Consider the following 18,238-nt stretch of genomic DNA (forward strand, 5'->3'; position numbering starts at 1 on the left):
TGAGAGCACCGACGAGGGTGCGCAGGCGTGAGGAGCACACAATGAAGTACATGCTGCTGATGCAGTTCAGCGCCGCCGGGACCGACTTCCCGAGCATCGACACCTGGACCCAGGACGAGGTCCGGGCGCACATCGCCTTCATGGGCGAGGTCAACGCCAAGCTCACCGCCGCCGGCGAATGGGTCGACGCGCAGGGCCTCGGCGGCCCGCAGCAGGCCCGGATCGTCCGCGCCGGTGAGGGCGGGGCGCCGGTGGTCACCGAGGGGCCGTTCGCCGAGACGAAGGAGTTCCTGGCGGGCTTCTGGATCGTCGACTGTGAGAACCCGCAGCGGGCCGTGGAGCTGGCCGCGCACATCTCCACGGCGCCCGGCCCCGGTGGCCGGCCGCTGAACATGCCGATCGAGGTGCACCCGGTGATGTCCGCCCCTTCGCAGGAGCTGTGAGCGGCTGAACACCGATCCCCGCATCGAGGACCTGCTGCGCGAGTTGGCGCCGCAGGTCCTCGGCGTGCTCAGCCGCCGCTTCGGTGACTTCGCCACGGCGGAGGACGCGGTGCAGGAGGCACTGCTGGCCGCCGCCACCCAGTGGCCGACCGAGGGGCTACCGGCGAACCCCCGTGGCTGGCTGATCCAGGTCAGTTACCGGCGGATGATCGAGCTGGTCCGCGGTGAGCAGGCCAGACGCCGCCGGGAGGACCTGGTCGCCCGCCGGGATCCGGACGACCAGCGGTACGCGCCAGCCGCAGACGAGGAGTTGACCGCCGAGCGGGACGACACGCTGGTCCTGCTCTTCCTCTGCTGCCACCCGGCGCTCGCGCCGACGTCGGCGGTGGCGCTGACCCTGCGCGCCGTCGGTGGGTTGAGCACCGCCGAGATCGCCCGCGCGTTCCTGGTGCCCGAGGCGACGATGGCGCAGCGGATCAGCCGGGCCAAGCAGCGCATCCGGGCATCCGGGCTGCCGTTCCGGATGCCCGAGCTGGCGGAGCGGGCCGACCGGTTGATCGCCGTCCGACAGGTGCTCTACCTGGTCTTCACCGAGGGACACGTCAGCACCACCGGCCCGGACCTACGCCGCATCGACCTCGCGGCGGAGGCGATCCGGCTGACCCGCGCGCTGCACACGCTGCTGCCGAACGACAGCGAATCGGCCGGCCTGCTGGCGTTGATGCTGCTCACCGAGGCACGCGGCCCGGCGCGGACCGGGCCCTCCGGCGAGCTGATCTCACTGGCCGACCAGGACCGCAGCCGCTGGGACGCGACGGCGATCGCCGAGGGCGTCGCACTTGTCACCCGGGCCCTGCCGCGCGGGCCGGTCGGCCCGTACCAGGTACAGGCCGCCATCGCCGCAGTGCACGACGAGGCACCAAGCACCGAGCAGACCGACTGGCCGCAGATCCTGGCGCTGTACGAGGTGCTGGAACGCTTGGCCGCCAGCCCGGTGGTGGCCCTCAACCGGGCCGTGGCGACGGCAATGGTGCACGGACCGGCCGCTGGCCTGGCCGCCCTCGACGCGCTGACCGACGACCCGCAGTTGACCGGACACCACCGGCTGGCCGCCGCCCGCGCCCACCTGCACGAGATGGCCGGTGACCAGGCCCAGGCGATCGCCTGCTACCGGATCGCCGCCGCCCGCACGAGCAGCCGCCCCGAACAGCTCTACCTGACCATGCGGGCAGCCCGACTGGCCACCCAGCCCATTGATCACGAATGACGACAGGGACCAACTGGTCCCGCCCGGTGCGACCCCGGCCGCTTCACCGCCACAGCTGGCAATCTTGGACACTTTCCGTTCGGTCTGAACGGAAAGTGTCCAAGATCTACCCTGCCAGCCCTCTCCCACGCCCTACAGACGCGGCGGCGAGCGGCGACGGGCGGGCGGCAGCGGGCGGGCGGCAGCGGGCGGGCGGCAGCGGGCGGGCGGCAGCGGGCGGGCGGGCGGTGGCGGGCGGGCGGGCGGTGGCGGGCCGCGGGCGGCGGCGAGCGGTGGGTGGGTGGGCTTCCTTTGGAGCTGATGCCGTAAACGATTCACCAAACGGGACGGGTGCCGGGCCCGCGCGGCCGACTCGGATGTGACGGTGCAACGCCCGGTCCTCTGCGACGCCCGATTCGTTTGCGACATCAGCTCCAAAGGCGTTCGGTGACAGATGCTGGGCCCGCACCGACGGCACGCCGACGGGTCGGAAGGGTGAGGACATCGCCGGCACTAGCCTGGGGCGGCGACGCACTCATCGACCACGAAGGACCAAGGGGACGCATGGCGTACGTGCTGCTGGGGATCGCCATCCTCGCCGAGGTGGTGGCGACCAGCCTGATCAAGAGCACCGCCGGATTCAGTCGGCTCTGGCCGACGGTGGCGTGCCTCGGCGGTTACGCGCTGGCGTTCCTCCTGCTGGCCCAGGCCGTCAAGGAGATCCCTATTGGTGTGGCGTACGCCCTCTGGTCGGGTCTGGGCACCGCGGCCATCGTGGCGATCGGGGCGGTGTTCCTGGGTGAGTCGGTGGGGCTCGCCAAGCTCACCGGCATCGCGCTGATCATCGCCGGGGTGGTCATCGTGAACCTGGCCGGGGAGCACTGACCACCGCGGTCTCCGGTGGCCGGGTCCGACGGGGACCCGGCCACCGGTCCGACGGTCAGCTCGCCGTGCAGCTCACCACCGGCGGGCTGTTGGTGCCGGTCCAACTGCCGAGGAAGCCGAAGCTGGCACTGGACCCGGCGGCCAGCCGTCCGTTGTAGTCGGTGTTACGGGCGGTCACCGTGGTTCCGCTGCTGGTGAGGGCCACATTCCAGGACTGGCTGACGCTCTGGCCGTTGGCGAAGGTCCACTTGGCGCTCCAACCGGTGATCGCCCTCGCGCCAGCGGTCACCCGTACCTCACCCTGGAAGCCGCCCTGCCACTGGTTGGTCACCGTGTACGTCGCCGTGCAAGCACCGGCGGGCGGGGGCGTCGTCGGCGGGGGCGTCGTGGGCGGCGGCGTGGTAGGCGGGGGCGTGGTGGGCGGCGGCGTCGTCGGCGGTGGGGTGCCACCGAAGACGCTTGCCTCGCGGGCAGTCTGCCGGATGCCGTTGACGCCGTTGAAGAGGCGCTGACCCCAGTCGGTCAGGCTCGTCGGATTGAAGTTGGTGGCCAGGTCGAGATACTCGACGCCGCCGCCGTTGCCGCTCCACGACCAGCCCAGCCAGCCGATCCTGTTGGCCTGGCTGTACGCGAGGATGGCGTCCTCGTCCGGGTTGCCGTCGGAGTGGTTGAAGCCGAACTCACCGACCACGATGGGCAGCCCGGCGGTGCGGAACCGGCCCAGGTAGTCGCTGATCTCCGCGGCAGTGTCGAACACCCCGTACATGTGGATGGAGAACACGATGTTGCGGGCCGGGTCGGCGGCGAAGACCGAGGCGGCGTTGTCGCGCATGGTGAACGACCAGTCCTGCCCCCAGTTCGGCGCGTCCACCATGATCGTGTGGGTCAACCCGCCGGCCCGCAGGCGCTTGATCGCATTGGCGTTGTCGGTGGCCCACGAGGCGTAGTTCTGGTTGCCGTACGGCTCGTTGCCGATGTTGACGATGACGTACCTCTCCTGGCCGGCGAGGACGTCGGCGAGGCTGAGCCAGTAGTCGACGGCGCGGTCGAGGGTGATCGCGCCGCTCTGCTCGCCGTACCCGGTGGTGTCGTGCACCTCCAGCACGCAGATCAACCGGTTGGCCTTGCAGAGCGAGATGACGTTGGCGACGTCGGCGTTGGTGTTGCGGGTCCACCGGTCGCCGCTGGAGAGCACCACCCGCACGGTGTTCGCGCCGAGGGCCTTGACGTCGGCGAACGAGCTGGTCTGCTGCGGGTACCAGGTGTGCGCGTGGTTGACGCCGCGCATGACGAATTCGGCGCCGTTGGCGTCGTACAACTTGCCGCCAGCGACGGAGAAACCAGCCGCGGCGTGTGCCGGCTGGCCGAACGCCAGCACTGTGGCGAGCAACGCGAGCACTGTCGCGCCAGCGGCGGAGAGTCGAATCTTCATGGCCTTCCTCAGGGAGGACCCCCGGTGCCCGACAGGGGTGGGGACGTGACAGGGGAAGGCGGCTGCAGCCCGGCAGCCGCGCCCGGCTCCCGGCGCAGGCATCAGCGTAGGACGATGGATTGGTCTTCGCAACCGGTTCAGTTGACGGGCCCGCAGCCCGGACAGCCGCAACGGCCCACGCGGACGCAGGCCGTCACGGGGCGGTCATCCCCACCACAGGATGTGCGCCACACCCGGCTCTTAACCGGTTAAGAGCGACGGTAGGCAGGCGGCCGGGATCCGTCAAGCACTGCGGCAGCCGAACCGGACGGGAGGGTTGACCGCCGTGCACCGGGGTATCCCGGGAACGATCCGTCAGCGAGAGGGGATACCAGGATGGTCAGCGTCGGCTACACCTTGATGAGCGAGCAGGCCGGGCCCAAGCAGCTGGTGGACCATGCGGTACGGGCCGAGGCGGCTGGATTCGACCAACTGGTGATGTCCGACCACTACTACCCCTGGCTGGACTCCCAGGGTCACTCCCCGTACGCCTGGTCGGTGCTCGGCGCTGTCGCTCACGCCACCTCCCGCGCGGAGCTGATGTCCTTCGTGACCTGCCCGATCCGCCGCTACCACCCGGCCGTGGTCGCGCAGAAGGCCAGCACCATCGGGGCGCTCTCGGACGGCCGGTTCACCCTCGGCCTGGGCGCCGGGGAGAACCTGAACGAGCACGTGGTCGGCGGCTGGCCGCACGTCCAGCAGCGGCACGAAATGTTCGAGGAGGCGTTGCAGATCATCCGGCCGTTGCTCAACGGGGAGACGCTGACCTTCTCCGGCAATCACTTCGACGTGCCCGACGCCTACGTCTGGGACCGCCCTGAACGGCCGGTGCCGATGGCCGTCGCCGCGTCCGGTCGACAGTCCGCGACGCTGGCCGCCGAGTACGGCAACGGCCTGATCTCCACCGAACCCGATCGGCACATCATCGAGATGTACGACGACGCCGGGGGCGCCGGCCAGCCCCGCTACGGCCAGGTGGCCATCTGCTACGGGCCCGACGAGGCCGAGTGCCGCAAGATCGTGCACGACCAGTTCCGCTGGTTCGGTATGGGGTGGAAGGTCAACGCCGACCTGCCCGGCCCGGAGTCCTTCGCCGCCGCCACCCAGTTCGTCCGCGAGGAGGACGTCGCCGAGGGCATTCCCTGCGGTCCGGACGTGGACGCGCACGTCGAGGCGTTCCGCAAGTTCGTCGACGCCGGCTTCACCCACGTGGCGATCATCCAGGTCGGTGGGGAGACCCAGCCGATGTTCCTGGACTGGGCGCAGGAGCAACTGCTGCCCCGGTTGCGCGAGCTGTGAACCGAGGCGCGGCACCCCGGCCGCCCGGGTCAACCAGCCGCAGCGCCGTCGGCCGGTTCGGGCCGGCCGAACTGCGGCTCGCCATGGCCGCGCCCCGGCCAGCCGGCAGGCTGACCAGCGAGTGGCGGGTCGTCGACGGACTGCGCACCCACACCCGCCGCAGCGCCGACCCGGGAACCGGGGCGCCACCCGTGGTGCTCGTGCACGGTTTGGCGGTCTCGCACCGGTATCTCACCCCGCTGGCCGTCGCCCTCGCCACCACCCATCAGGTGTACGTGCCGGACCTGCCCGGCTTCGGGCTGTCCGAACACCCCCGGGGCGCGTACGACGTCCGCCGGCACGCCGACCACCTGGCTGCCTGGCTGGCCACGTACCAACTGCCGCCGGTCTGCCTGTTGGGGCACTCGTTCGGCGCGGAGGTGGCCGCCGCGGTCGCCGCGACCCACCCCGACGCGGTACGCGCGCTGGTGCTGGCCGGACCGACAAGTGACCCGGCGGCCCGGTCCCGACGGGGCCAGTTCGGTCGTTGGCTGGTGGACAGCCTGCGCGAGGCGCCGCTACAGGCCCCGATCCTGGTACGGGACGTCTGGAACGCCCGGCCCTGGCGGGTCCTCGCCACGCTGTCGCACTCGGTGCGGAATGCGATCGAGGCGGACCTCGTCCAGGTCAGCGCGCCGACCGCCGTCGTGACCGGCGAACGCGACCCGGTCGTGCCGCAACGGTGGCGGGACGAGGCGACGCGGCTGGTGCCGGAGGCGGCCCTGGTAGTCGTTCCCGGTGCCGCGCACAACGTGGTCACGACCGCCCCAACTGCCGTCGCGGACGCGATCCGGCACCTGCTCGCCCCTCAGCCCGCACTCACGGACAGGTGACCATCATGCGCTTCGGCAACACGGAGATCCGCCCGCTCGGCGGGGGCCTCGGCTGCCTCCTGATGATCCTCTTCTCGATCGTGGCCTCGGTGGTGCTGACCGTCCTGTTGAATCTGGTGCTCTGATGGCCCGACGGCTTCAGCCCGGCGACAACTCGAGCGTGGCGAGCAGCGGATAGTGGTCGGAGGCGGTGGCTGCCACGCCGTCGCGGAGCACCCGACAGTCGTGCGTGCGCTGCGCCACCGCAGGGCTGCCGAGCAGGTAATCCAACCGCATCCCGGCGAACTCGGCCCCGCCCAACCCAGTGGGCACTGTGTGGCCGGCGGCCTCCGGGGCATCGGCGTTGCCTGACGGCCAGAGGTCGACAAGGCCGGCCGCGAGCAGCCGGGCGATCGCGCGGGTGTCCACCGTGTCACCGGAGCGACGCAGGTGCCGCCGCCGGTAGAGGGTGGGCATACCGGCCAGCCGGGCGGTGTGGTCGACGGTCGGGTCGAGTGAGTTGAGGTCACCGGCGACCAGCGTCAGCGGACCGTGGTTGCGACGCATCGCGGCGACCAACCAGTCGACCTCCATCCGCCGCCGGCCCCCGGAGTACGGGTAGAGGTGGGTGCCGAGCACAGTGAGCGGGCCGGCGGACGTGGCCACCACGACGCGGGCGGCGGCGTGGTGGAACGGACGACGCACCGACCCGGCCTCGACGACCCGGTACGGCGACCGGACCAGCACTGCCACCGGCTGCCCGAAGCAGGACCGGGCCAGGTGGGCTGTCATCCCCAACCGGTCCGCCACGGTGGTCATCAGCCCGTCCCGGTCGAAGCCGCGCAACTCCTGCAGGGCCAGCACGTCCGGTGCCTGCTCGTCGACGACCTGGACCACCTGATCCAACCGGTCGGGGCCGCCGCGATCCCGGCCGCCGGTGCGGATGTTCCAGGTCATCACCCGCAGCACGACGGCGGCGCCTAGTCGGCTCGGCCGGCCCGCGCCAGCTCGTCGTCGAGGGTGTCCACGTCCTCCGACTCGATGGCCGGTTGGTTGCCTTCCTTCAGGTCCTCGTTGGGGCGGATCACCAGGTAGAGCAGGCCGATCCAGAGCGCGGAGAGCAGGATCGCGCCCATGAAGTCGGTCGGGTGGTGCATCCCCCGGTACATCCGGGAGGTGGCCACCCCGACCGGCATGAGCACTGCCAACCCCACGAAGATCCAACGCCACCACCGGTCGGTACGCGGGAAGACGATGAGGGTGATCGCCAGCCAGACGCAGATCGTGGCCGCGATGTGCCCGGACGGGAACGACGAGGTGGGCATCTGCCCGTCAAGGTTCTCCACCGGCGGACGCGGCCGGTCGATCGCGCGGGCCGACGCGAGGAAGAGCGTCAACTCCCCCACCATCGCCAGCGCCACGAAGAGCACCGGACGCCAGCGCCGCCACACCGCCAGCACCAGCGGGCAGAACACCAGCGAGATCAGCAGGATGGCATGGGTGTCTCCGAACTTGCTCCACCACCAGCTGACGTCGGTCAGCACCTCGGTGTGCCGCTCGGCGAACCACTGCGGCACCTTGGTGTCGAGGGTGTCGAAGAAGGTGCCCTTGGCGTGGTAGCTGACGTACGTGCCGAAGCCGTACAGCGCCCCGAACACGATCACCCAGCCGACCAGCAGCTCGGCCACCGCCGAGCGGGGATGGGCCAGCACGTGTTCCTCGGCCGGGGCGGGGGCGATGTCGTGCCCCGCCTCCGGCTCCAGGCCCTCGGTCAGCGGCGGCACCGGCCGCCCCCGCTCCCGCCGCCACAGCCGGAAGGCGTACGCGGTGACGCCCAACCAGGCGGCCCCGAGCAGCCAGGCGGCCAGTACGTCGGAGACGAAGTGCACGCCCAGCGCGATCCGGGTCAGCCCGACCAGGAGCACCAGCAAACCGGCGCCGACGATGGCCGGCTTACGCCAGCGGGGCGCCATGGCCGGCAGGAACACCAGCAGCAGCGCTCCGTACGCGACGAACGAGCCGAGCGCGTGCCCGCTCGGGAAGCTGTTGCCGGGCGCACTGGCGATCGGCACGTCCACGACCGGGCGGAGCCGGCCGACGAGCGTCTTCAGTGACGGGTCGAGGATCAGACCACCGACCCCCGTGATGATCAGGTAGACGGCGAGCCGGGGCTGGCGCCGGATCAGCAACCCGACGACGGCGATGGTGACCAGCCAGATGAGGATCGGTCGGCCGCCCAGGTCCGTCACCGCCTGGAGCACTGTGACCAGCGCGTGGTGCGGGGCGACGAGGCCGTTGAACCACTCGGCGAGACCGTGGTCGACGTCCTGCAACGGGCTCCACTGCACCCGGACGAGCAGCAGCAGCAACCCGAAGGCCACCCCGGCGCCGGTGACGGCCACCAGACCGGCAATGCTCCGCTCGGCGAAATGACCGAGCGGACGACGCGCCACCTCTTTGACCGCGGTCACCCCGCACCTCCCTTATCTGTCTGGCGAGGCGCTTTACCCGATCTGCGTCCGTCGTACACGCCGGTGCCGTCAGAGCGCCGACATGTCCCCGGTGTCGTACAGCTCGGCGCGGTCCGGGTCGGGCTCCCACAGATCCGGTTGGGCGGGCTCCCGTGCGCCGATGCGCAGCGCCTCCAGTTGGGCGGCGAAGGCCAGCCCACCGAAGAGCGCCATCCCGGTCAGGTTGGCCCAGAGCAGCAGCGCCATCATGCCGGTCAGGGCACCGTAGGTCTGCCCGAAACCGTCACTGAACCGCACGTACGCGGCGAGCAGCAGGCTGGCCAGCCACCACAGCGCCGTGGCGATGCCGGCGCCGAAGAACAGCCAGGACAGGCCGGGCTGGTTGCGGCGCGGAGCGTGTCGGAACAGCACGGCGACGGCGACGATGGTCAGTCCGAGGCTCAGCGGGAAGCGGATCACGTCCCAGATGCCGTTGGCGAGTTCGCCCCACTCGTAGTGTTCGCGGACCGAGTCGCCCATCGCACCGCCGCCGACCAGGATCAGGAAGCCGGCGAGGGCGGGCAGGCCGGCGGTGACGGCCAGCACGGCGGCCCGCAGGTATTTGCGCAGTGCCGGGCGGTCCCGCTCGACGCCGTAGATGCGGTTGGCGCCCCGTTCGATCTGGGCCATCGTGGTGGTGAGCGCGAACAGGCCGGTGAGCAGACCGAGGGTGAGCGCCAACTCCCCGGCGTCCTCGACGCGTTCGCCCTCGCCGAGCAACTCGCCGACCATCTGCGCGCTCTGCCCGGGGGTGAGCGCCAGCACGGTGTCGGCGACCACCTGGCCGCCCTCCTCGACGCCCAGCTCGCTGATCAGGCCGGTGAGGGCGATCAGGAACGGCACCACGGCGAGGCAGAGTTGCAGCGCGAAGGCCCGGGAGTGGCTGAACCCGTCGCCGTAGCGGAACCTGATGAACGCGTCCCGCAGCAGGTGCCAGCCGCCCTGCCCGCGCAGTGTGTGCCAGGCGTCGTCGGCGGACAGCTCCTCGTCGGCCATCAGCCGGGTCTCCGGCACGATCCGGGTACTACTCACGGCGGGCTTCCTCGATCAGCTGCTCGCCCCGCTCCCCGGCACCTTGCGCGTCGACGGCCAGGTCGGGGGCACCCTCGGGCTGGGGGACGCAGAGCCAGAGCGCCTGCGGTCGGACCTCCGCCCGCAGTTGGCGACCCGGGGAGATCAGGTCGCCGTCCAACTCCCGAGGTTGCGCCCGGTTGCTGGTGACCACCACCCGTCGGCCCCGGAACACCTCCAGCTGCGGCACCTGGCCGCTGCGGCGGATCACCGCCCAGCCGAGCGCGAGCCAGTGCCGCAGGTTGCGCGGGGTGAGCACGGCGACGTCGAGCCAGCCGTCGTCCGGCTCGGCCTCGGTCAGCAGGGTCACGCCGCCCTGCAGGCGACCGACGTTGGCGATCAGGACCGAGCGGGCCCGGCGGCGCACCGGCGGGCGGTCGTCGATGCGGATCTGCACCCGCATCGGCCGGTCCCGTAGGTGCCGGGCGGCACCCACCACGTACGCCGGCCAGCCGATGCGGGCCTTCGTGGTCTCGTTCGTGGCTTCGAGCATCTGGGCGTCGAAGCCCATGCCGGCCATCACTGTGAAGTATCGGTCCTCGACAGCGCCGACGTCGAGCAGCCGTCGGCCGCGTTCGACTGCGATCTCCAGCCCGGCGGCCAGGTCGGTGGAGAGGCCCAGGTTGGCGGCGAGCAGGTTGCCGGTGCCCTGCGGCAGCACGGCGAGGGCCACGTCGGTGCCGACCAACCCGCTGACGCAGGACATCACGGTGCCGTCGCCCCCGCAGGCGAAGACCAGGTCGACGCCGTCCTTGACGGCCTGCTCGGTCTGGCCGCGACCGGGGTCGTCGACCGTCGTCTCGTACCACTGCGGCGCGGGCCAGCCGGCCGCGGTCAGGGCGTCGTCGACGGTGCGGCGCAACTCGTCGAGATCGTCGACCTTGACCGGGTTGACCACCACGGCGGAGCGCAACCCGCCGTCGCCGCCCGAGGGCCGCCTGTCCTGTCCAGCATCCACGGCGCCAGTGTGCAGCACCCGGACGGCTTCAGCGACCCGGCGAGCGGCGCGCGTCGGAAGTGCCACAGACAGGTTTCAACCCGGCCCCACCCGTCAGGCCGCCGCCCGCAGTGCCAGCTCCACCCGCCGGCGCAGATCGTCGAGGTCGACCCCGGACTCGGTGAGCACCAAAGCCCCCAGCCCGTGCCCCTCCCGGAGCACCCCGAGCAGGATGTGTTCGGTGCCGATGTGCTTGTGACGCAGGCGCAGGGCTTCCCGCAGGGACAGCTCGAGCACCTTCTTGGAGCGGGCCGAGAACGGGCCGCCGAGGTACCGCTTACGTCCCCAGCGGCGGCGCGGCGCCGGCACCGCCTCACGTAGCGCGTCCGGGCCGAAGGACTCCTCGATGCGGGCCACGATCGCGGCCAGGTCGATGCCGATCTCCCGCAGCGCCGCCGCGTCCGCGTCGCCGAGGCCGGCGCCGCCGCTGGCGGTGTGCCGGTGGATGCGTTCGCGCAGGTCGTCGGCGCGTACTCCGGCGTCGGCGAGCACCCGGCTGGCCAGCCCGGCGTCGTCGGCGAGCAGGGCGAGCAGCAGGTGCTCGGTGCCGACCGGGCGCTGGCCCTCGACCCGCGCCTCCTCCAGCGCCCGTCGCACCACGTCGCGCGCCCGGTCGGTGAATCGTTCGAACATCACGCCTCCCAGGATGAGTTGACCGCCGGTCGCCCGGCATGCTTCTTGTGCACTGCCTGCCGGCTGACCTCGAGCGCGTCGGCGATCTCCTGCCAGGACCAGCCCTGTCGTCGGGCGTTGTCGACCTGGACCACCTCAAGCCGCTCGAGTAGCCGGCGTAGCGCGCGGACGGCGCGCAGCCCGACCCGGGGGTCGGTGCTGCCGGCTGCCGCCGCGAGTTCTGTCGCCTGACTCATGCCGTCAACATACGTTGACAGTGCGCCTGTGTCAACGCTGGTTGACGAACGCTTGCCCGATTCCGCCCGCCGCACCCACACCCGACTTGACAGTGCTATAGCTAGCCGTTATCTATTAACGATCTAGATGAAGGACGTGCTCGGTGCAGGACGTGGTGCTGGCCATGCTGGCCAAGGAGCCGGCGCACGGATACGAGCTGCGCAGCCGGCTGCGTGCCGCGCTCGGCCCGCTGGGCGAGGCGATGAACGCCGGGCAGATCTACGTGACGCTGACCCGCCTGGGCAAGGCAGGGCTGGTGACCTCGCAGCGGGCCGAGGGCCTGCCGGATCGGCCCGAACGCCGGGTGTACGTGCTGACCCCGGAGGGGCAGCAGCGGGTCGCCACCTGGCTGGCAGAAGTGAACTGGCCGAAGCCGGACCTCGCGGAGTTTCACCTCAAGTTGGTGGCTGCCGCTACCGCCCGGCTGGCCGATCCGGTGACCCTTGTCGACGCGCAACGGCGTGAGGTGCTGCGCCGGCTGCGCGACGCCCAACGGGCCGCGTTGGACCGGTCGATGGATCCGGTCGCCGGGCTGCTGCTGGAGGGTGTCGTACTGCGGCTGCGGGCCGACCTGGAATGGCTGGAGGCGTGTGAACGCCTGTGGGCCCAACATGATCCAACCGGGCGGAAGGCGGGGGCGTGACCGGGTCGACGGTGTTGCAGGCGCGTGGGCTGAGCATGTTGTACGGCGGCGAGCGCGCGCTGGTCCGAGCGGTCGACGAGGTCGACCTGAACGTGCCGGCCGGACAGTCGCTGGCGGTGATGGGGCCCAGCGGCTGCGGCAAGTCCACCCTGCTGTACCTGCTCGGCGGGCTGCAGCGCCCGACCGACGGAGAGGTGTGGCTGGCCGACCGCCGGATCGACACGATGAGCGAACGGGCCCTGGCCCGGCTGCGGCGTGACAGCCTCGGGTTCGTCTTCCAGTCGTTCCACCTCATGGACGAACTCACCGCGGTGGAGAATGTGGAGCTGGCCGCGCTGCTGGCCGGTCAGTCACCGGGGCGGGCCCGCAAGCGGGCGATGTACCTGCTGGACCGGGTGGGGCTTGCCGACCGCGCCCGGCACCTGCCCTCGGCGCTGTCCGGTGGGCAGCGCCAGCGGGTCGCCATCGCCCGCGCACTGAGCAACGAGCCGCTGGTCGTGCTGGCCGACGAACCCACCGGCAACCTGGACAGCGCCGCCACCCTGGACGTGCTGCGGCTGTTCGAGGAGCTGCGCACCGCAGGACAGACCCTCGTGGTGGTCACCCATGACCCCCGCATCGCCGCGGTCGCCGACCGGGTGATCGCCATGCGTGACGGCGCGTTCGTCGACGACGTTGCCAGCGCCGCCACCGGCACCCTCTACGACGGGCGGCGCTGACATGGCCGGCCGCCTCCTGCTCGTCTGCCGACTGCTGATGCGGGACCTGCGCCGCCGCCGAACCGAAACCATCCTGCTCCTGACCGCGATCACCGCCGCCACCGCGACACTGACAATCGGCCTCACCCTCAACGAAATCGCCGACCGGCCGTACCAGCAGACCCGGAGGGCCACCGCCGGCCCAGACGTGATCGTCACACCCCGGGCCACCGGCCAGGCCGCATTGGACGAGCTCGCATCGCTGACCACCAAGGCCGGCGTCACCGACCACAGCGGCCCCTTCCCGATCGCCTACCTGACGATGACGGCCCGCGGCAGGTCCGCGCACACCGTCGTAGCGGGCCGGGACACCACACCCGCATCGATCGACCGACCCGCCGTGACCGACGGCACCTGGGTGCGCCCCGGCGGCGTGGTCGTCGAGCGCGCCTTCGCCGACGCCCTCGGTATCCGCACCGGCGACACTGTCAACATCGGCGGCCATCCGCTGCGCCTGATCGGGACCGCGGTCACCGCCGCGAGAGCGACGTACCCCTACGCCGGGTGGCACTACCCCGGCGGCATCCTGGTCGAGCGCGGCGGCCTGGTCTGGGTCGACCGCAGCGACATCGCCACGCTCGCGGGCAGCCAGCCACTGTCGTACACCCTCAACCTCAAACTCGCCGACCCGGCGGCCAGCAGCACGTACCCCATCGGCGACCAACTGACCACCTGGCAGGCGATCAGCCAGCTCAACGGTCGGCTGTACAGCGACGCGCAGATCGCCCTGCTCGTCGGCAGCTGGCTACTCAACGGCCTTGCGCTGGCCGGCGTCGCCGGCATCGTCGCGGGCCGGATCATCGGCCAGCGCCGCCGGGTGGGACTACTCAAAGCCGTCGGCGCCGGACCGGCCATGATCGCCGCCGTCCACCTCGCCGAGTACCTCGCGATCGGGCTTGCCGCCGCCGCGACGGGCCTGGTCGCGGGCTGGCTCGCCGCACCCGCGCTGATCCGCCCCAGCGCCGGACTCATCGGTTCCGTCAACGCCCAGCCACCCGCGCCGCGCATGGTAGTCACCGTCACGGTCCTTGCCCTCGCGATCGCTGTGGCGGCGACTCTGGTGCCGGTGTTGCGCGCCGCCACCACCAGCACCGTTCACTCGCTGGCCGACGCCGCAACGCCACCGCGGCGCCGGCGGTGGCGCATCTGGTTGTCGCGGCGGCTGCCCACCGCCCTACTGATCGGGGTGCGCATCAACGCGCGCCGACCGCGCCGCGCCCGGCTGGTCACCGTGAACACCCTGATCACCACGACCACGCTCGTCGGCATTCTCATGGTCAACACCCAGGCGGTGCACTTCGACCTCGGCTACACCGAATTCGCCAATCCCCGGGTGGAACGGGGCGAGCAGGCCACGCTCGTGCTCACCGTCGTGCTGTGCGTCCTTGCGCTCATCAACGCCGTCGTGAGCGCCTGGAGCGCAGTCCTCGACGCCCGGCAGCCACTGGCCGTCGCGCGGACGCTCGGTGCGACCCCCGCGCAGGCCGGCCTGGGCCTGGCGGCAGCGCAACTGCTTCCCGCCATACCCGGCGTCGCCGTGGGGATCCCGGCCGGCGTCGGGCTTGTTACGTTCGTCAGCACCGGGGAGGTCCAGTACCCACCCCATTCCTCGCTGCTCGCCACCGCGCTCGGAGTCCTGCTCGCCATCGCCGCGCTCACCGCCATCCCCGCGATGATTGCCACCCGGCGCCCGGTCGTGGACACACTCCGGTCCGCACCGACCTGACCGCCGAGCCATCCGATCCCGCCCGCCGCCGTGCCCATCCGACTACCCTCGGTCAGGGACAGCTTGGTCGTGCCGGGCGCGACGCCCGGGAGGTGATATCGGATGGCCGCACCCGCCGACGCAGCGGTGCTGGTCGGCCTCGGCTCGGAACTCGACCTCCCGGTGGTCGAAGAGGCCGCGCAGGAGGCCGCCGGACACGGCCGGCCGCTACACCTGCTGCACACCTTCGACTGGAGCGCGGCCTTCGCCGCGGACACCGTCGCCGCACCCCGCGACCAGGCCGAAAAACTGATCACCCGCGCCGCCCAGCTCGCCCATCAGACCGAGCCGGGGCTGACCGTACGCGGGGAGATCGTCGAGAGCTCCGTGCTGCCCACCCTCATCCGCCGCTCGGAGGGCACCTTCCTGCTGGCCGTCGGCGACAGCGGCATGGCGGGCAGCGGCCAGTGCGTTCCCGCCGAGACGACTGCCGTGCAGTTGGCCGCACGCGCCGGCTGCCCCCTGCTGGTGGTCCGACGTGAGCCGCCGCCGCAGGGCCCGGTGCTGGTGGGCGTCGACGGCTCCCCCAGCTCACACCTCGCCCTCCAGTGGGCCGTGCAGTGCGCGGCGCGCCGGGGCGCCCGACTGCTGGCGCTGCGGGTGGTCGAGTACGACGAGGACACCGACGCGGTAGCCGAGCAGCTCACCGAGGCACTGGCCCGGCACACCGGCCGCGACAACACAGTGCCGACCGAGTGTCGCGTGGTACGCGGCGACCCCGCCGAGGTGCTGATCGACAGCTCCCGCAACGCGCAGGTGGCGCTGGTCGCCGCCCGCGGCGACGAACCGGGCCGGGCCATGCTGGGCGCTGTCGCCCAGTCCCTGCTCTACCACTCCCCGGCCCCGGTGGTCGTCGTCCGCGGCCTGGCCGAGGCGCCGTTGACCGGGTCCGAGGCCCGACCGGCGCGGGACCAACGGCCCTGACCCGGGGCGTCCGCAGCGGCCAGGCTGGACGCCGGACGCCCCACTCCTACCCGCGAGAGGCAGCATGATGGAGACCGCTCTCGACGTGCACCCCACCCTCACCGACGACGAGCTGCGCCGGCTGGACGCCTACTGGCGCGCCGCGAACTACCTCACCGTCGGGCAGATCTACCTGCTGGACAATCCGCTGCTACGCGAGCCGCTGGCCCCCGACGACATCAAACCCCGGCTGCTCGGACACTGGGGCACCAGCCCCGGCCTCAACCTGATCTACGCCCACCTCAACCGGGTGATCGTGGCGCGCGACCTCAACGCCATGCTGGTCACCGGCCCCGGCCACGGCGGTCCGGCCATCGTGGCCAACACCTGGCTGGAGGGCACCTGGTCGGAGCGCTACCACGACGTGGCCCGCGACGAGGCCGGGATGTCCCGGCTCTTCCGCCAGTTCTCCTTCCCGGGCGGCATCCCCAGCCATGTCGCTGCGGACGTGCCGGGTTCGATCCACGAGGGCGGCGAGCTCGGGTACGCGTTGAGCCACGCCTACGGCGCCGCGTTCGACCATCCGGACCTGCTGGTGGCCTGCGTGATCGGCGACGGCGAGGCGGAGACCGGGCCGCTGGCCGGCAGTTGGCTCTCCGACGTGTTCCTCAACCCGGCGCGCGACGGCGCGGTGCTGCCCATCCTGCACCTCAACGGCTACAAGATCGCCAACCCGACAGTGCTGTCCCGGATCCCCGAGGCCGACCTGCTCGACCTCATGCGCGGATCCGGCTACCAGCCGTACGTGGTGGCCGGTGACGAGCCCGCCCGGGTGCACCGGACCCTCGCCGCGACGCTGGACCGTGTGCTGAGCGAGATCGCCGAGATCCAGCGGCGGGCCCGCTCCGGAAGCGTCGTCGAACGTCCCCGCTGGCCGATGATCATTCTGCGGACGCCGAAGGGCTGGACCGGCCCGCGTGAGGTCGACGGCACCCAGGTGGAGGGCACCTACCGCGCCCACCAGGTGCCGCTGTCGGGCGTCCGCGACAACCCGGCACACCGGGCCGAGCTGGAGCACTGGCTGCGCAGCTACCGGCCGGAGGAGCTGTTCGACGCGACAGGCGCGCCGGTGGCGGAGCTGCTGACGCTGCCGCCGCGCGGTGACCGGCGGATGAGCGCCAACCCGGTCACCAACGGCGGTGTGGTGCTGCGCGACCTGACCCTGCCGGACTTCCGCGACTACGGCGTGGAGGTACCCGAACCGGGTACGCCGGTCGCCGGCGCGACGGGGGTGCTCGGCCCCTGGATCCGCGACGTCATCAGCGCCAACCCGGAGACGTTCCGGCTGTTCGGCCCGGACGAGGTCGCGTCCAACCGGCTGGGTGCGGCGTTCGAGGTGACCGACCGGGCCTGGGTGGCCGCCACGGTGCCCGGCGACGACCACCTCTCCCCCGACGGGCGGGTCATGGAGGTGCTCTCCGAGCACCTGTGCCAGGGCTGGCTGGAGGGCTACCTGCTGACCGGCCGGCACGGCGTGTTCACCAGCTACGAGGCGTTCATCCACATCGTCGACTCGATGCTCAACCAGCACGCCAAGTGGCTGAAGGTGACCCGGGCCATCCCCTGGCGACAGCCGATCGCCTCGCTGAACTACCTGCTCTCCAGCCATGTCTGGCGGCAGGACCACAACGGCTTCTCCCACCAGGACCCGGGCTTCATCGACCACGTGGTCAACAAGAAGGCCGAGGTGGTGCGGGTCTATCTGCCGCCGGACGCCAACACGCTGCTCGCCACCATGGACCACTGCCTGCGCAGCCGGCACTACATCAACGTGGTGGTGGCCGGTAAGCAGGCCGCCCCGAACTGGCTGACGATGACCGAGGCGATCCAGCACACCCGGCGTGGCCTGGGCATCTGGGAGTGGGCCAGCAACGACGGCGGCACCGAGCCGGACGTGGTGCTCGCCTGCTGCGGAGACGTGCCCACCCTGGAGACGTTGGCCGCCGTCGAGCTGCTGCGTCAGAACCTGCCGACGTTGAAGGTGCGCCTGGTCAACGTGGTCGACCTGATGCGACTCCAGCCGGACACCGAGCACCCACACGGCCTGACCGACAACGAGTTCGACACCATCTTCACCGAGGACCGGCCGATCATCTTCGCGTACCACGGTTATCCGTGGCTGATCCACCGTCTCACCTACCGCCGCACCAACCACGAGAACCTGCACGTGCGCGGTTACAAGGAGGAGGGCACCACCACCACCCCGTTCGACATGGTGATGCTCAACGACCTGGACCGCTTCCACCTGGTCATCGACGTCATCGACCGGGTGCCCGGGCTGGCCGCCAGCGCCGCGCACCTGCGCCAACGGATGGTCGACGCCCGACAGGCGGCCCGCGACTACACCCGCCAGTACGGCGAGGACGACCCCCAGGTCGCCGAATGGCGCTGGGTCCGCGAAACCGACCCGACCACCCCCTGAAGGAG

17 protein-coding genes are annotated in these 18,238 nt (G+C 71.5%); 10 read left to right on the forward strand and 7 right to left on the reverse strand.

From position 1 onward, the window contains the following. The first annotated feature begins 41 nt into the window (after positions 1-41). The 3 genes from AB0K35_RS15920 (at position 42) to AB0K35_RS15930 (ending at position 2,574) form a co-directional block, all read left to right on the forward strand. Positions 42-443, forward strand: a complete 402-nt coding sequence (locus AB0K35_RS15920; RefSeq protein WP_238671526.1) for a YciI family protein — start codon at positions 42-44, stop codon at positions 441-443. A gap of 4 nt (positions 444-447) precedes the next feature. Next, positions 448-1,710, forward strand: a complete 1,263-nt coding sequence (locus AB0K35_RS15925; RefSeq protein ID WP_363886144.1) for a sigma-70 family RNA polymerase sigma factor — start codon at positions 448-450, stop codon at positions 1,708-1,710. Between the two features lie 543 nt (positions 1,711-2,253). Then, positions 2,254-2,574: a multidrug efflux SMR transporter gene (locus AB0K35_RS15930; protein WP_238671961.1), complete on the forward strand. Its 321-nt coding sequence runs from the start codon at positions 2,254-2,256 to the stop codon at positions 2,572-2,574. 55 nt (positions 2,575-2,629) lie between these two features. Here the strand turns inward: AB0K35_RS15930 and AB0K35_RS15935 are convergent, their stop codons facing one another. Further along, a complete protein-coding gene (locus tag AB0K35_RS15935; RefSeq protein WP_363885892.1) occupies positions 2,630-4,006 on the reverse strand; it encodes a cellulase family glycosylhydrolase in 1,377 nt (458 codons plus the stop codon). Between the two features lie 375 nt (positions 4,007-4,381). Here AB0K35_RS15935 and AB0K35_RS15940 point away from each other — a divergent pair, with 375 nt between their 5' ends. Then, a complete protein-coding gene (locus AB0K35_RS15940; RefSeq protein ID WP_238671959.1) occupies positions 4,382-5,344 on the forward strand; it encodes a TIGR03557 family F420-dependent LLM class oxidoreductase in 963 nt (320 codons plus the stop codon). Further along, positions 5,341-6,216, forward strand: a complete 876-nt coding sequence (locus tag AB0K35_RS15945) for an alpha/beta hydrolase (protein ID WP_238671958.1) — start codon at positions 5,341-5,343, stop codon at positions 6,214-6,216. Before AB0K35_RS15940 ends, AB0K35_RS15945 begins: the two co-directional genes overlap by 4 nt. 138 nt (positions 6,217-6,354) lie before the next feature. On the opposite strand, the gene AB0K35_RS15950 is transcribed toward AB0K35_RS15945, so the two are convergent. The 6 genes from AB0K35_RS15950 to AB0K35_RS15975 all read right to left on the reverse strand — a co-directional run bounded on the left by AB0K35_RS15950 (position 6,355) and on the right by AB0K35_RS15975 (position 11,642). Beyond that, positions 6,355-7,164, reverse strand: a complete 810-nt coding sequence (locus AB0K35_RS15950; RefSeq protein ID WP_238671957.1) for an endonuclease/exonuclease/phosphatase family protein — start codon at positions 7,162-7,164, stop codon at positions 6,355-6,357. 11 nt (positions 7,165-7,175) lie between these two features. Further along, positions 7,176-8,666, reverse strand: a complete 1,491-nt coding sequence (locus tag AB0K35_RS15955) for a phosphatase PAP2 family protein (protein ID WP_238671956.1) — start codon at positions 8,664-8,666, stop codon at positions 7,176-7,178. A 69-nt stretch (positions 8,667-8,735) separates the two neighbouring features. Next, complete coding sequence (locus AB0K35_RS15960) at positions 8,736-9,737, reverse strand: YihY/virulence factor BrkB family protein (RefSeq protein ID WP_363885895.1); 1,002 nt, start codon at positions 9,735-9,737, stop codon at positions 8,736-8,738. Continuing rightward, on the reverse strand, positions 9,730-10,734 hold the full coding sequence (locus tag AB0K35_RS15965; protein WP_238671954.1) for a diacylglycerol kinase family protein: 1,005 nt from the start codon (positions 10,732-10,734) through the stop codon (positions 9,730-9,732). The genes AB0K35_RS15960 and AB0K35_RS15965 overlap by 8 nt, the downstream gene beginning before the upstream one ends. Before the next feature lie 93 nt (positions 10,735-10,827). Beyond that, positions 10,828-11,406 (reverse strand): Clp protease N-terminal domain-containing protein, encoded by a 579-nt coding sequence (locus AB0K35_RS15970; protein WP_238671987.1) that lies wholly within the window; start codon positions 11,404-11,406, stop codon positions 10,828-10,830. Further along, a complete protein-coding gene (locus tag AB0K35_RS15975) occupies positions 11,406-11,642 on the reverse strand; it encodes an HTH domain-containing protein (RefSeq protein WP_007457155.1) in 237 nt (78 codons plus the stop codon). The genes AB0K35_RS15970 and AB0K35_RS15975 overlap by 1 nt, the downstream gene beginning before the upstream one ends. 143 nt (positions 11,643-11,785) lie before the next feature. Here AB0K35_RS15975 and AB0K35_RS15980 point away from each other — a divergent pair, with 143 nt between their 5' ends. The 5 genes from AB0K35_RS15980 (at position 11,786) to AB0K35_RS16000 (ending at position 18,233) form a co-directional block, all read left to right on the forward strand. Next, positions 11,786-12,325 (forward strand): PadR family transcriptional regulator, encoded by a 540-nt coding sequence (locus AB0K35_RS15980; RefSeq protein ID WP_238671953.1) that lies wholly within the window; start codon positions 11,786-11,788, stop codon positions 12,323-12,325. Then, complete coding sequence (locus tag AB0K35_RS15985) at positions 12,322-13,044, forward strand: ABC transporter ATP-binding protein (RefSeq protein ID WP_238671952.1); 723 nt, start codon at positions 12,322-12,324, stop codon at positions 13,042-13,044. The genes AB0K35_RS15980 and AB0K35_RS15985 overlap by 4 nt, the downstream gene beginning before the upstream one ends. Position 13,045: 1 nt before the next feature. Beyond that, the gene (locus AB0K35_RS15990) at positions 13,046-14,809 is read left to right on the forward strand and encodes an FtsX-like permease family protein (RefSeq protein ID WP_238671951.1); all 1,764 of its coding nucleotides are present in this window, start codon (positions 13,046-13,048) and stop codon (positions 14,807-14,809) included. Between the two features lie 102 nt (positions 14,810-14,911). Beyond that, complete coding sequence (locus tag AB0K35_RS15995; protein WP_363885898.1) at positions 14,912-15,772, forward strand: universal stress protein; 861 nt, start codon at positions 14,912-14,914, stop codon at positions 15,770-15,772. Positions 15,773-15,839: 67 nt separating this feature from the next. Next, a complete protein-coding gene (locus tag AB0K35_RS16000) occupies positions 15,840-18,233 on the forward strand; it encodes a phosphoketolase family protein (RefSeq protein WP_363886146.1) in 2,394 nt (797 codons plus the stop codon). The last annotated feature ends 5 nt before the right edge of the window (positions 18,234-18,238 follow it).

This window comes from Micromonospora sp. NPDC053740 (assembly GCF_040677775.1).
Lineage (GTDB): Bacteria > Actinomycetota > Actinomycetes > Mycobacteriales > Micromonosporaceae > Micromonospora > Micromonospora alfalfae.

What these genes read in the sequence shown, in the direction of transcription:
- AB0K35_RS15920 (WP_238671526.1), top strand. Translation starts at nt 42, where the DNA reads ATGAAGTACATGCTGCTGATGCAGTTCAGCGCCGCCGGGACCGACTTC.
- AB0K35_RS15930 (WP_238671961.1), top strand. Translation starts at nt 2,254, where the DNA reads ATGGCGTACGTGCTGCTGGGGATCGCCATCCTCGCCGAGGTGGTGGCG.
- AB0K35_RS15935 (WP_363885892.1), bottom strand. Translation starts at nt 4,006, where the DNA reads ATGAAGATTCGACTCTCCGCCGCTGGCGCGACAGTGCTCGCGTTGCTC.
- AB0K35_RS15940 (WP_238671959.1), top strand. Translation starts at nt 4,382, where the DNA reads ATGGTCAGCGTCGGCTACACCTTGATGAGCGAGCAGGCCGGGCCCAAG.
- AB0K35_RS15970 (WP_238671987.1), bottom strand. Translation starts at nt 11,406, where the DNA reads ATGTTCGAACGATTCACCGACCGGGCGCGCGACGTGGTGCGACGGGCG.
- AB0K35_RS15975 (WP_007457155.1), bottom strand. Translation starts at nt 11,642, where the DNA reads ATGAGTCAGGCGACAGAACTCGCGGCGGCAGCCGGCAGCACCGACCCC.
- AB0K35_RS15990 (WP_238671951.1), top strand. Translation starts at nt 13,046, where the DNA reads ATGGCCGGCCGCCTCCTGCTCGTCTGCCGACTGCTGATGCGGGACCTG.
- AB0K35_RS15995 (WP_363885898.1), top strand. Translation starts at nt 14,912, where the DNA reads ATGGCCGCACCCGCCGACGCAGCGGTGCTGGTCGGCCTCGGCTCGGAA.
- AB0K35_RS16000 (WP_363886146.1), top strand. Translation starts at nt 15,840, where the DNA reads ATGGAGACCGCTCTCGACGTGCACCCCACCCTCACCGACGACGAGCTG.